At 68.8% G+C, this 12,774-nt stretch carries 11 protein-coding genes; 3 read left to right on the forward strand and 8 right to left on the reverse strand.

Annotated elements, in window-relative coordinates; all coding sequences use genetic code 11:
- The first annotated feature begins 207 nt into the window (after positions 1-207).
- The 3 genes from KGD83_RS09145 to KGD83_RS09155 all read left to right on the forward strand — a co-directional run bounded on the left by KGD83_RS09145 (position 208) and on the right by KGD83_RS09155 (position 2,684).
- Entirely contained in the window at positions 208-729 is a 522-nt protein-coding gene (locus tag KGD83_RS09145) for a hypothetical protein (RefSeq protein WP_212643397.1), read from the forward strand.
- 8 nt (positions 730-737) lie between these two features.
- On the forward strand, positions 738-1,238 hold the full coding sequence (locus KGD83_RS09150; protein WP_212643398.1) for a hypothetical protein: 501 nt from the start codon (positions 738-740) through the stop codon (positions 1,236-1,238).
- 972 nt (positions 1,239-2,210) lie between these two features.
- Positions 2,211-2,684 carry a hypothetical protein gene (locus KGD83_RS09155; RefSeq protein ID WP_212643399.1) on the forward strand — a complete coding sequence of 158 codons (474 nt, stop codon included), beginning with the start codon at positions 2,211-2,213 and terminating at the stop codon, positions 2,682-2,684.
- Positions 2,685-2,897: 213 nt separating this feature from the next.
- Here the strand turns inward: KGD83_RS09155 and KGD83_RS29025 are convergent, their stop codons facing one another.
- The 8 genes from KGD83_RS29025 to KGD83_RS09195 form a co-directional block, all read right to left on the reverse strand.
- Positions 2,898-3,962, reverse strand: coding sequence for a C40 family peptidase (locus tag KGD83_RS29025; protein ID WP_275956954.1), 1,065 nt, complete (start codon positions 3,960-3,962; stop codon positions 2,898-2,900).
- Entirely contained in the window at positions 3,955-4,836 is an 882-nt protein-coding gene (locus tag KGD83_RS09165) for a replication-relaxation family protein (RefSeq protein WP_249352239.1), read from the reverse strand. The genes KGD83_RS29025 and KGD83_RS09165 overlap by 8 nt, the downstream gene beginning before the upstream one ends.
- Positions 4,837-4,863: 27 nt before the next feature.
- The gene (locus tag KGD83_RS09170; RefSeq protein ID WP_212643400.1) at positions 4,864-7,185 is read right to left on the reverse strand and encodes a type IV secretory system conjugative DNA transfer family protein; all 2,322 of its coding nucleotides are present in this window, start codon (positions 7,183-7,185) and stop codon (positions 4,864-4,866) included.
- The gene (locus KGD83_RS09175; RefSeq protein WP_212643401.1) at positions 7,182-8,972 is read right to left on the reverse strand and encodes a VirB4 family type IV secretion system protein; all 1,791 of its coding nucleotides are present in this window, start codon (positions 8,970-8,972) and stop codon (positions 7,182-7,184) included. The genes KGD83_RS09170 and KGD83_RS09175 overlap by 4 nt, the downstream gene beginning before the upstream one ends.
- The gene (locus tag KGD83_RS09180; RefSeq protein ID WP_249352243.1) at positions 8,972-9,898 is read right to left on the reverse strand and encodes a PrgI family protein; all 927 of its coding nucleotides are present in this window, start codon (positions 9,896-9,898) and stop codon (positions 8,972-8,974) included. Before KGD83_RS09180 ends, KGD83_RS09175 begins: the two co-directional genes overlap by 1 nt.
- Positions 9,899-11,350 (reverse strand): hypothetical protein, encoded by a 1,452-nt coding sequence (locus KGD83_RS09185; protein WP_212643402.1) that lies wholly within the window; start codon positions 11,348-11,350, stop codon positions 9,899-9,901. It lies immediately after the preceding gene.
- Positions 11,350-11,703 carry a pilin gene (locus KGD83_RS09190; RefSeq protein ID WP_249352245.1) on the reverse strand — a complete coding sequence of 118 codons (354 nt, stop codon included), beginning with the start codon at positions 11,701-11,703 and terminating at the stop codon, positions 11,350-11,352. Before KGD83_RS09190 ends, KGD83_RS09185 begins: the two co-directional genes overlap by 1 nt.
- 191 nt (positions 11,704-11,894) lie before the next feature.
- Positions 11,895-12,638: a sigma-70 family RNA polymerase sigma factor gene (locus KGD83_RS09195; RefSeq protein ID WP_212643403.1), complete on the reverse strand. Its 744-nt coding sequence runs from the start codon at positions 12,636-12,638 to the stop codon at positions 11,895-11,897.
- Positions 12,639-12,774 lie beyond the last annotated feature (136 nt).

Raw genomic sequence — 12,774 nt, forward strand, 5'->3', positions numbered from 1 at the left:
AACAACCCGTGCGTACGCACTCGCGCGCAAAGCCCGAATCCTGCCTCCTCGCGCAGACGGGCGGGCTCCAACTCAGGCCGCCACCGGGTCCTCGCGAACTCGGTCACGAGCCCGCCCGTGCGTACGCACCGCTCAGGGGGTGCGGGCAGGTTGGCGCACGCTGCCAGCACCTCACGCACTCCCCTTACCTCCACGAAGGGAGAACCCATGATCACGCTGACCCACACCGGCCTGCGTGTGCCCCCGACCCACGTCCACGTCACCACTACCCAGCGGATCGGTTCGGGGCGCGACGCGATCGAGATCGCGACCGTACGGCAGCGGCGTACGCTCCTGGGCCACACCACCAACACCCACAACGGCCCGACCCGGTTCGTCGCGGTCGACCAGCGCGCCGCCTACGTCGTGTGGTCCTTCGCAATGCAGACCGCCCTGTTCAACCCCGGTCTCACCGAAGCCACCGTGCTCGACCACCTCATCGCGGAACACGACTGGGAACTCGCGGTTCGCGACGCCGGTCGTCGGCGGTGCTACCTGCTGCGGGTCATCGACGCCTCTGGTCTCCCCGCACACGCGGAACTCCTCGACATCGCCGCCTCCTACCCGGACTATCCGGCTGCCGTGTGCGCCGTACGGAAGCGCTCCTTCCCGACCGACGCGGCCCGCGCTGAGCTGTGGACCGGTGACGTCTGGACGCAGGTCCACCCCGACCAGCAGCACACCGCTTAGGAGACATCATGATCACGCTTCCCCACACCGGGTTGCAGGTTCCCCACACTGACGTTCGGGTCACCTACGTCACGCCCACCGGGAGAGGCGAGGGGGTGTCCGCTGTCGTCAAGAACGCAGGGCGCACGCTCGGAGTCATCACCCTCAGCGCACGCCGTGACTTCGTGAGGCTCGAAATGCCCAAGGCAGAGTGCCGGGTTCTGGAGCGGTTCGCCGACCAGTGCCGAGACGGCGACGACCAGCCGCTGCCCCGAGCGCAGGTGTGGGACCTGCTCGTGGCCGAGCGCCACTATCAGCAAGAGGTCGAGGCAGCCCAGGGGGAGCAGCGCGTTCTCATGCGGTCCTTCTTCCGCGATGGTCCGCCGAAGCTGCACAGCGTCGGAGCGAACGGTCCCGTGCCTCCCGGGGCTGCACTCCACGTGTGTGCCGCTGTGGAACTGGAGCCGGAGGCGGTCCGAGCCGAAGCCTGGCTGCACGGTCGATGGGTGCGGATTCGCCCCGCCGAGTGAACACCTTTGCTCGTGCCTGTCTTCGGAGTCCAACGCGACCGGAGACAGGCACTTCTTGTGCGTCCTGTGCGGGAAAGTCCGTCTTATGTACGAACCAGAGGCGTCGCAGTTGTGCCGTCGCTGTACTAATGTCACAGGGCTGTGCTGGGGTCCTCTGGAAGGTGCGCGCCGTCGCGTGCGGTTTTCCAGCGTTGCACGATGGTAGTTGTGCCCTAACTGATTGGTGGGACAAGCCTGGTCTGCGGTAGGAAGAGTTCAAGGACTGCCTTGGCAGGGAGGGGAAATATCCGTTCTCAGGAAGCTGGAAAAACGGCTGCTTTCCTCTGGTAGGGCCGCAGGTCATGAAGTCTGCTCCCCGCGCACGCGGGGATGGCCCCGTGTCCCGGGTCGGGACCGGGTGGTGGATGGCCTGCTCCCCACGCACGCGGGGATGGCCCTCTCATACGTAGCGCCGTCCAGGCCGAGCGTGACTGCTCCCCGCGCACGCGGGGATGATCCCGCCGAGATCGACGACCTCGCGAAAGAGGTCGGCTACTCCCTGCGCGCGCGGGGACGGCTTCCGCTGCCTCATCTGGGGTTTTAAGGCCGGATCAGGATCTGTCTGAAGAACGGTCGCTCCTGACCACCAGTGTCAGGATGCCCACTGCTGCCCCGAACGCGGCACCGGCAGCCAACAGAGCATCGGGCCAGGAAGCCCCTGCCGCCAACCGCAGTGTCCCTGCGAGGACACCGCACCCCGTGCTGCCCAACAGGATGAGTGCAGCGCGCACCTCAATCATCTTCACTCCCTTCACACCGGGGCTTCCGGTCACTATCAAGCCTGAAAGCAGCTACACCCCGATGCTCCGCCCGCTTTCTCCGGACTGATCGAGAGCATGAGGCGGCCCCTGTAGTGCTTGTCAGAGCCAGAGATCGTTTACGCTTGTCCTAGCTTGTTTCTGCTTGCTGAAGGTTGCCCAAAGGAGTTTCGGGATGGTGAGGTCGATCCGGATGCCCTCGCAGAAGGAGTTGCCTCCAGGGCCGCAACGCAGGTTCATGGAGACGCTGTTCCGCTTGTGGGTCGATGCCGGGATGCCGACGATGGAGGCGGTGAGTCAGGCAGCTGAGGACGCGCCTCCGCAGGAGGGGGCCGCGAGCAAGGAGACGGTGCGTAAGATGCTCATCGGCAAGACCGTGCCTCACACCTGGCAGAACGCCGAGGCAGTCTTTCTCGGGCTGTCGACGATGGCCAGCCTTAACCCCGACCGGCTAGTAGTGCACACCGAAGACATAAACGATTACGAGCCTGATCCTGACCCAGAGCCCGCACGCATGCTCTTTCGCCGGTTCTGGGCTGACGCTCGTGGCGTCACGGACTACATGCACGGGACCATGCGGGACTACACTCCTCCGCCCAAACCAACCGGTGGAGGCTTCGGTGGGTTCAGTGACGAGCCACCGTTCTGAGAACTGTCTCATACTTGGTTTATCGGAGGCTTTGGCCTGTCCAGGAACGAGACAAGGTGAGACATCTTCTCCCCGCGCATGCGGGGATGGCCCCACTCCGGGTGCGGGTCCGTAGCGGCTGTTCGTCTGCTCCCCGCGCACACGGGGATGGTCCCTTGACCGCGGCCTCGTCCTGGTCGTCCTGTGCCTGCTCCCCGCGCACGCGGGGATGGTTCAGCGGGAGGACGTCGGTCGGACAGCGCCAGCGAACGCATTCGCGTAGTAGGGCATATCGACCGGATCGAGGCGCACGACCTTGCCGCTGGAGGGGGCGTTGATCATTTGCCCATCGCCGACGTACATGGTCACGTGCCCTGGCTGAGGGCCGGGGCCGACGTTGTAGAACAGCAAATCTCCTGGCTGGACCTGGGACAGGCCGACGCGGGCGCCGTGGGCGAACTGGTCGGTGGTCACACGGGGGATGGAGACGCCAGCGGCTTCCCAAGCGCGCATGACCAACCCTGAGCAGTCGAAGGCGTCCGGCCCGGAGCCACCCCAGACGTAGGGCTTACCGAGCTGATCCAGGGACCACTCCACCGCCCGTTGACCGGCTTCGCTGCCCCCTCCAGCTCCGGCACCGGCAGACAACCGGTCGTAGCGGTCGACCTCGGCCATGACCTCGTCCACGTACCAGTCGGCGGGGTTGTACCGGAACAGAGCCTCCTCCAGATCGCTCCGACCGGAGAAGTCCACGGGTGCGCCCTGGGAGCTCTGGCACAGCTCCACCGCGGTGCTGGCGACGGAGTCGTAGACGTTGTGCGGATCCGCCCGGCCGTCTCCGTTGCCGTCGACCCCGTACCTGTCCCAGTTCGCGGGCAGGTGCTGGGTGACCCCCACCGCCCGGTCGTACTCGGTGTCGCCGTCCCACCTGCCGTCGTCGGTGTCGTAGTGGGGGGTGAGGTTGCCACCGACCCCGGAGCCGTCCAGGCGCGGACCGACGAACGGCGGGTCGGTGGTGCCGTCGGGGGCGATGTCGACGCTGGCGCCGTGGTCGGACTCCACCGCTCCGATCCCGGCCAGGACGGACCAGCGCATGCCGGTGCAGTGGGCGTACTCCTCGCCTTTCAGGAGGGTGGGTCCGCGCGCGTAGGCGTCCAGCAAGGTTGGGTCGATGCCCTCCACCTGCTTGGGTGCCATCCTGGTGGGGGCGTCGACGGCGGAGAGCGCCACCGAGATCAGCAGTGCGGGGGCGAGGAGGACGCCCACGCCGAGGGTGAGCCCGCAGCCGAAGCTAGCCACGTGCCTCCCTCCAGTCGAACAGGGCCGGTTGATGAGCCTCTTCCTCGACCAGCCCCGTCAGGTGCCGGGGTCGCAGGTGCGGGTCGTCCAGACGGGTCCACACCTGGCGGGCGGGGTGGTCACCGTGGACCGCGGTGGCCACGGGCACGGGGGTGGTGGCGCCCAGCGCGCGGCGGATGTGGGCCTCGCGCTTGCGGGAGGGCAGGTAGAACAGCACGACTCCGTGCACGGCTGCCGCGGCCAGCTCGTGGTAGGCGTCGAGCTTGGCGGACAGGCGGCGCAGCCGCTCGGTGCCGTTGTCGAACTCCAGGAAGAAGGACACCGACGCGTCCCCCACGGTCCACACCCCGGCGCCGTCGGGCCGTACGATGTCGCCCCACAGGTCGGCGCACTCTCCCTCGGTCCACCACCGCAGATGGGCGTCGTGGCTCTTCTCCCGGGCGTGGGCGTACAGGTCGGTGAAGACCTGGTTGATGCCCAGGGTGTGGGAGAGCTGAGTGCTGGTGACGTTGGCCAGCACCCGGTCGCGGCGGTAGCCGAACTCGCGCAGGGTCATGCCCTCGTCGGCGGCCAGGATCTCCGCGCCGGGGGAGTCGAGCACGTAGTGCCACGGGGAGCCGCCGCGCGGCTGCCAGGGCCGGAGACGGTCCAGGGCGCGGAGCCGGTACAGGGTGGCCAGGCGCTGCTTGGCGGTGTTGTAGGAGTTCCACCCCAGCGCGGTGAGCTGGTCGGTGGTGAGCACGCGGTGGCGCCAGATCAACCGCATGAGGTGGCGGTCGCGGTCGGTCAGACGCCGGGCGAGCGTCTTGATCACCTCGGGGGAGCTGCGGGGGCGGATGGGGTCGCGGTGGTTGGGGCGCAGGATGACGGACACGGTCGGAACCTCCAGGAGGAGTGGCGGTCACGGTCGGGTGCGGTTGGCTCGGGCGGCCTTGCGCACGGCGGTGGCGCGCCCCGGCACAGGTGGCGGGAGCGGTCGGGTGCGCAGGGTGAAGGCCGGGGACAGCGCCCCGTGGGTCACCAGGCGGGCGGCGGCCTGGTAGCGGGCCAGGTGGGACAGGTCGTGCTCGGTGAGTTCGGGATGGACGTGGCGCACCAGCGCCCGGGCGTCCTCGGGGCTGAGATCGAAGAAGACCTTGGAGCGGGCGTTGGTGCTGGTCGCCTCGCGCAGGTCCCGGGGGAGCTGGGCCAGGTCCTGGTGGGCGATCACCAGCCCTGCCCGGTAGGCGCGTGCCTCGGCGAGCATGTCCCCCAGCCCGTAGGGCAGGGTCAGGAAGTTGTGCGCCTCGTCCAGGAAGATGCCGATGTCGCGGCGCTCGGCCTCGCGCTGGCGCGCCCGGGACAGCACGGCGCTCCAGGTCTGGGCCAACACCAGCGACCCCAGAAGTGCGGAGGTGTCCTCGCCCACCACCCCCTTGGGCAGACGGGCGATGATCACCGCGTCGGAGTCCAGCAGCGCGGGCAGGTCCAGCGCCTCGCGTGGGCGCGCGGCCAGCAGGTCACGGGCGAAGTCGCGCAGTAACACCGCGCGCAGCTTGTTCAGCAGCGGCGCGGTCGCGTGAGCACGAGCCTGGTCGGACAGACCCTCGTACCAGCGCCAGAACCCGGCCAGCACCGAATCACCGTCCAGGTGAGCGGTGGCGCGGCGGCGAAAACTCGCGTTCTCCAGCAGCCGGGGGACGTTGGACAGGGAGGCCTGCGGGGTGGCCGACAGGGTCAGGCAGCACGAGCGCAGGATGTCGTCGGTGCGCGGCCCCCAGGACTCGCGGTAGATCCGGGAGAAGATACCCGTGACCAGGTCGGCGGTGCGCACCGGATCGGAGCCGCCGAGCACGTTCAGGCTCGGCGGAGGTGCGTCGTCGTCCGGGTCGATCAGGACCACCCGCTCCAGGGCCGATTCCGGCATCCGGGAGAGCAGCAGATCGGATTCGCCCTTGGGCTCGATGATCACGCAGCCGCGCCCCTTGGCGATGTCGTCCAAGGCCATGCCCATGAGCAGCGTGGTCTTGCCGACGCCGGTGCCGCCGATGATGTGGGTGTGCTGGCGCGCGTCCGCGGTGCGCTGGGCCACGGTGCGCCGCTCGCTCTGCTCGGCGGTCCCCAGCACCCGGGCCTGGGGCATGTCGGTGGCCACCTGGGGCGGAGGCGGCACCGAACGAGCGGGTGCCCGTTGCAGCCCGGGAACCGTCTCGTCCAACGGAAGGTGGGCGACGGCGGCCAACTCCCGCGCCGTGAGCAGGTCGCCGGAGCCCATGACGCGCGCCTCGGCCCGGTATCGGGGCAGGACCCACACCCGGCGGCGCTGGTAGTAGTTGTGGCCGCTGAACACCGCCCAGGCCGCTGCCACGGCGTGCGCCCTCCCGCGCCGCCGCTGACGGGAAGCACCGTCGCGCCCGGGGGAGGTGACCAGGTAGCGGATCTGAGTCGCCAGGCGGGGCTGGGTGGACTTGTTCAGGATCGCCTGGATCTCACGCCCGGCCTCGGGACGCAGCGCCAACAGGCTTGCTGCTCGGTGCTGGCCCGGGGTGAGGACGTCGAACACGTTGCCGCGCGGGGTGTAGTCATAGCGCAGCGACGCCGCCGCGCGATTGGCCCGTCGTAGTCGGCGCCCGGTGACCGGACGCACTCCCACCTGGACCAGGACCTCCTCGTCCTTGGACAGGTCCCCAGCCGCTCCGATCAAGGCGCGCAGCGGGTCCTCCTCGAACTGGTGCTTGAGGGGGTAATGGTCCGGGCGCGCCAGGCGCACTCCACCGGCGTGGGAGAACACATCCCGGCGCGGGCTCGCGGTGGTGCGGACGGTGACCGAGGCCCCGGGCCAGGCCGAGGAGATCGCTCGCTCCACCATGCCGGGCGGAAGCGGCCCCGGCACCCACATGCGGATGCGCAGTCCGTACACGCTCATGGAGTACTCCCACACCAGATGCGGTTGCCCGAACAGCAGGCGCTTCCAGAGCGGACGCAACGTGCCCAGCATCTGACGCCACAGGTCCTCGGCCCCGGCCAGATCGCTGCGTGGCGGGGGCAGGATCTCCACCAGGCGGGCAGCGTTCCGCCACCGCCACTGCCGCGCCCACCCCAGGACGTAGCGGACGAGAACCAGGCCGACCACGGCGGGCGGGACAGCCGCTGCGAGCGTGAAACCGAAGGAGAACGCCCATCCGGTGATGGCGGCCCCCAATGTCGCGGGCAACTCTCCGAGGTCGATGAGCCAGCCGCTCACAGCAGGTCCTCCTCGTCCTCGTCTGCCAGGCCCGCGAACGGGGTGTTCTCTTCGGGACGGGTCGAGGCCAGCTCGGCGGGGTCGGTGGTGACCAGGGCGTGTTCGGCGTCGCTGGCCACCACCCGGTAGGCCACCCGCAGATCCGCGCCGCTGCACAGCAGGGCATCGCCGGGGGAGGCGGTGAGCAGGTACTGCTGCTCGCCCTCCGACAAGGCGAAGGCGTCGGCGACCTGGGCGATGGCCTGAGGCGCTTGTCGCATCAGGATCTGCGTCGCGCTGTTGGCGACGATCGCCTTGCCCAGTTCGCTGCCGAGCACATCCGCGGCGTCCTGGGTGGCCAGACCGAACGCGGTCCAGCGTTTTCGTGCGGCCTTGGCCAGCCGGAACAGGAACCGGGCGCCTTCGGGCTCCTGCATCAGGATCCATCCCTCGTCCACCAGCACCATGCGCGGGTGATCAGGGGTGGCATCGGCCACGGTCCGCCAGATCGAGTCCAACGCCAGCAGTGTGCCGACCGCTTTGAGTTCGTCGGGTAGTTGACGCAGCGACCACGACACCAGGTGGCCGGTCGGGCGCTGGGTGGTGGGAGCACGAAACAGCTCGGAGTAGGACCCGTTCACGAATGGCTGGAGCTGAATCGCCAGGTCTTGGGCGTGCTCGTCGGAGTCGGCTTCCAGAGCGGCCACCAGATCCGCCAGCAGCGGCGCGGACCGGGACCAGGTGGAGGCGTCAGCGGTAATCCCAGCAGCTCGGTAGGCGGCCACCAGAGCCCGGTCCAGCGCGGAACGTTGCCGTGCGGACAGAGCACCGCCGAGCATCACCGCCATCAAGGTGTGCAGGAACAGCGCACGCCTGGATACCGCGTCGCGTCGCGCGGAGGCGTCCAGGGCTAGGTCGAGCGGATTGAGGTGGACACCCGGTGCTCCCAGGCTGATGACCGTTCCGCCCACGGCGCGGGTGAGACGGGTGTACTCGTCCTCGGGGTCGATGACCGCGGCGGTGACCCCGGTGTACAGGGAGCGCAGTAGGTCGAGTTTGCAGAAGTAGGACTTGCCCGCGCCGGAACGTGCGAGCACGACCGAGTTGTAGTTGTCGGACGCCCACCGGTCCCAGACCACTACGCCCGAGGAGGTGGCGTTGAGCCCGTAGAGCACCGCCCGTTCGCTGGTCTGTACGGCCAGGTCCGGGCTGGCGAAGGGGAACGCGGCCGACAGAGCGCTGGTGTCCATGCTGCGCCGCTGGTCCAGCAGGTCCACACCCAGGGGCAGCCCGGAGATCCACCCCTGGAGTTGGCGGTAGGAGGCGGGGCGGGCATCCAGCAGCATGGAGGCGGCGAGGGAGCGGACGTGGTCGACTTCCTCCGCCAATTCCTCTTCCGTGCGAGCGTGGACGGTGAGGTAGAGCCCGACCCGGAACAGCTTGCCCTCACCTCGGGCCAACGAGGCAGCCATCTCCCGGGCATCCTCGGCGGCCACCTCCGCCTCGAAGTCCTCCAGCTTCCCCTTCTCCGCCGTGGTGCGGCTGGAAGCCTCCAGCTTCGACATCTGTCGCCTGAGCCGGTCGGCGGCGGTCTGCGCAGGGATCGGTTCGATGTGCAAGGACACGTCAAGCCGCCCCGGGTAAGTCAGTAGGGGCTCCATCCACCCGTGACCCACCTCGGCGGGATAGCCAGTGATCGCCCAGGACGCGCTCACCCCGCCTCCCACACGCAGATGGCGGACGGCGACCTCCACCTCAGCGGGTACAGGCCCACCTGCCGAGGTCTGGGGCTTCCGGCGGTTACGCATTACGGCTCCTGAGCGGTGGCGGGGCCGGTGATGACCGTGTCCAAGCCAGCCAGCCCAGCGGGTGGTACGTGACGGCTGGAAGGGTCAGCAGCCGAGGCGAGCACAGCGAAGACCTCCGGCCCAGTGAGCACACGAGCACGTGAACCAGCGGAGGCCAGGCCACGCACGGCGTCCTCGGCACGGCGCCGCACCGAGACGGCCCCGTGGGAGGCATCCCCGGGCTCGGTGAGCACCAGGACGATCTGGCGCCGCAGCAGGTCCTGGGACTGGGACAGCACGGCCAGGTAGTCGGCGTGGTCGCGAGCGGCGCCTTCCAGCGCCGGGTGCGGCAGGTTCGGCGCGGCCTGGTCGAGCGCGTCCACCAACGGGTCCAGACGGATCGACTCCGCCCGGATGAGGAACTGCACCGGGGTGTTGAGCGAGTTCAGGTAGGACGCGAAACCGTTCACCAGCCCGTTCTGCTCCGAGGGCGTACGCAGGGCGAAACTCACCGTCGAGCACGACACCAATACGGCGCAGCCGTGCTCGGCCAGGTCGACCACACCGTCGTCGGAGACGGACCGGAGGGGCAGGTTCAGCGGTGAGGGCAACGGTGGTGTGGTGGCGCCGACCCAGGAGGGCAGGGGCGCTGCGGGGGCGGCACCGGTTGCTCGGCGTTTGGGGGAGCGGGCGAACCGGAACGCGGCCAGCATCAGCCGGTCCAGGCTCAACCCGTCGCGCTGGACCAGTGCCGCGGCCACCGCCGCGCCCATGACCGGAACCGCGACGACCACGACCACGATCGGGGACACCAGGTGGCCGAGCACCGAGTAGGCGGCCCACAGGCCGATCCCCGGAACGCCGATGATCACCAGTTGGCGGGCGGTGAGTCCGGCGAGGATCTTGTCCTCGCGCTCCACATCGGCGGGCATACGTACACGTGACACTCAGGGCCTCCTCCGAGGGCGGGAACGGGTTGGGGGATCGAACAACGCGGGCTGCCGAGGGCGTGGTCGCGGCCGGGGCGGTGGCAGGTTGCGGGCTCCGGGCAACATCTCCTGCCGGGGAGTGGGCTCCTGCCACTGCGGCAACGGCTCCTGACGCCACCGCGGAGGCGGCATCTGCCGGGGAGGGGTCAGCTCGGGCTGGTGGTAGCGGCGCCGCTCCCGTAGCCGCGCCTGCTGAGGGCGGTCGATCCGCCGGTCGATCCCGGGCAGCGGATCTTGCCGATACGGCAACCGTGCGGAGAAGTTCGACAGCTCGGGTTGACGCCACCGCGGTGACGCACGGGTGGGGGCGGGCGCTGCCGCTGTGGCGGGTGCGCGGCTCGCTGCCCGGGAGGCGGCAGCGGTCCCGGCGGTCTTCTTCGCGGCGAACGCCCTGCCCAGGCCTCGGAAGACCAGCAGGCTGGCCGCGAGCTTGGTCCCCTTGACCAGGGGCGACTTCTGGTAGTTGAACACCTGCTTGAACGCCCAGAAGGGGATGCGCACCAGCACGTACATGCAGCAGATGATCAACAGGACGTCCATGACGCCCTGGGCCGCCTCGACGAAGTCCGGGGCGGCGTCTCGCGACAGGAACAGCACCACCATCAGGCGCAGCACCAGGGCCTGGGCGATCTGGATCACCATCAGGGCGCCCATCGCCCGCCACCACAGGCGGGCCAGGCCGTCGATCTGGGGGAGCGCGTGACAGGCCAGCGCGAGCGGGGCGATGGCGGTCAGCAGGATCCACAACACGATCCGCACGATCGCCGCCAGCATGAAGAAGAAGACCAGCAACGAACCGATCAGCATCAACAGCAGCACGAGGAGTGCTTCACCACCGGGATCACCCAGCACCCGGGCGAGCGTCTCGGTGATGTTGTCGACGGTGGCGGCCCCATCGAGCATGGTCACCGCGATGCCGTTGGCCAGCTCACGCATCATCTCGGTGAGCAGGAACGAGGTGTTCGCGCCCACGAAGCCCAACACCACCCGGGGCAGCAGCTCCTTGAGCCCGGCCGAGGTCTGCACGGTCTGGTAGCTCATCAGCAAAACCCCGGCAGCCACGACCACCAGCAGGTACAGGCTGTTGGTGACGGCCAGCACCTCACTCCACGCGGTCCTGACCCCGTCGGTCGGGGCAGGGGTGGACAGCGCGGGCAGTGCCGCCAGCGTGATCGTGAACTCCACGCTCTCCGCGACGAAGTCGGCCACCCACACGTAGAAGCCGACCGAGACCCGGCAGCCGTAGTCGAAGGTTCCGCACTCCTCGGGGTCGGTCGGCGCGGACTCACCCGGCTCTTCGGGGACGTCTGCGGGGACCGGTGCGGCCTCGGCGCCTGTCGGTGATCCGACCAGGACCACGCCGCTGAGGGAGAGAACCAGGACCGCCACAGCCCACGGGCGCGGTCTCATCACAGCCCCACGAACCCGCGCAGGATCTGCACCAGGATCGGTGCGAGGATCGCCACCAGGTAGCCCAGCGCGGCGTACTTGAGGGTGTCCTTGGCCTTGTTGACCTCACCCGGGTCACCGCCGGCGAGCAGGTAGCGCAGCCCGCCGATGGTCAGCAGCAGCGTGGCCAGCACCACCAGCAACCCGACGATCCAGTTGCGGATGTTGGTGATGACGGCGTCCAGGTCAGTGACACCCGGATCCTCGGCCTCCTGCGCCCATGCGGGCCACAACTCGGCTGAGGCCAGGACGACGCTCACGGTCACCACGCCGACCACCAGGACTGGGCGAAGACATCTCCTGAGAGCTTTCATGATCGCCACCTCGATTCGGTGAGACCCCGCAGAAAGCAGGGAAGGCACGCGAACCAAAGGGCCGGGGCGGAGGGCCGATCCCTCCTTTCACTCAAAGGCTGTATCGGTAGGCGCTCGATACCTGCTCCGCCCCGGCTGCCGTGCTTCCTCTGCGGGTGAGGAGAGATCCCTCCTCACCCATCAAGAGGAATTCAGGGTGCGATAGCGCTCATCGTCTCCGTGGACTTCTCTTCTTCCAGGCCGGCCGTCAGCTTCTCCTCGGCCGAGCGGCGCCAGCGACGTGCGGTGATGTAGGTCAACCCCAGTTCCTCGGCGACTCGGGCCAGGGTGCTGCGCTCCAGCCGGGTGCGGGCGATCAGGTCGGCCTCCACCGGGGACAGGGCTCCGGTGAGAACGGCATCGGCCAAGACGGTCACCGGCCCTCGCCCGTCGGCGGCCTGGTCGGTGGCGTGCGCGTTGGGGTTGTACTCCACACACCGGTACACGTCGCGGGCGTGGCGGTAGCCGTACCGGTTGGCGGTGTTGGCCACCGCCGACCACAGCCGCGCTCCCACATCGCTTGCCTCAAGGGGTAGGGACCGTACCTGCTCCAGCAACGCGGTCAGCATCTCCGCCTCCACGTCGGGGATGTGCTGGGAGGAAACCCGCGCGTACCGGGAACAGGCCACCACCATGCGCGGCAGCATCGCTCCGGCCGCGATCACCGTCCAGGTCGCCTCGCCTGCCCGGGAACGGGCGAAAAGGCGGTGCCAGAGGGCGTCAGTGACTTCCTGAGGGGCGTGACGCAACAGCTCTATGACCTGGGCAGCGCTCACTTGCCGGGCGTCGACCTCGTCCAGATCCCAGGTCGGCAGTGTCGGCTGCCCAGAGCCGCAGGTGATCAGTTCCACCGAACGCCGCAGCACCTCAAAGGGCCGCTCTTGGTCGTGCAGCATGGCAACTCCCTTCGTGTCGGGGTTTCCATGGAGCACAACTTGATTCGCAACAAATGAGCAGAAAATCAGCAGGATATTAGCACCCTGGCCTGCGTAAAGGAGTCCTGTGAGGGCGCCAAGAAGGGAAGAATTTTTA

It is taken from the genome of Nocardiopsis akebiae, assembly GCF_018316795.1.
Lineage (GTDB): Bacteria > Actinomycetota > Actinomycetes > Streptosporangiales > Streptosporangiaceae > Nocardiopsis > Nocardiopsis dassonvillei.

Bases quoted from the DNA above. Each gene is read 5' to 3' on its own strand.
- KGD83_RS09185 (WP_212643402.1), bottom strand. From the start codon at position 11,350: ATGAGACCGCGCCCGTGGGCTGTGGCGGTCCTGGTTCTCTCCCTCAGC.
- KGD83_RS09150 (WP_212643398.1), top strand. From the start codon at position 738: ATGATCACGCTTCCCCACACCGGGTTGCAGGTTCCCCACACTGACGTT.
- KGD83_RS09145 (WP_212643397.1), top strand. From the start codon at position 208: ATGATCACGCTGACCCACACCGGCCTGCGTGTGCCCCCGACCCACGTC.
- KGD83_RS09195 (WP_212643403.1), bottom strand. From the start codon at position 12,638: ATGCTGCACGACCAAGAGCGGCCCTTTGAGGTGCTGCGGCGTTCGGTG.
- KGD83_RS09175 (WP_212643401.1), bottom strand. From the start codon at position 8,972: ATGCGTAACCGCCGGAAGCCCCAGACCTCGGCAGGTGGGCCTGTACCC.
- KGD83_RS09190 (WP_249352245.1), bottom strand. From the start codon at position 11,703: ATGAAAGCTCTCAGGAGATGTCTTCGCCCAGTCCTGGTGGTCGGCGTG.
- KGD83_RS09155 (WP_212643399.1), top strand. From the start codon at position 2,211: ATGGTGAGGTCGATCCGGATGCCCTCGCAGAAGGAGTTGCCTCCAGGG.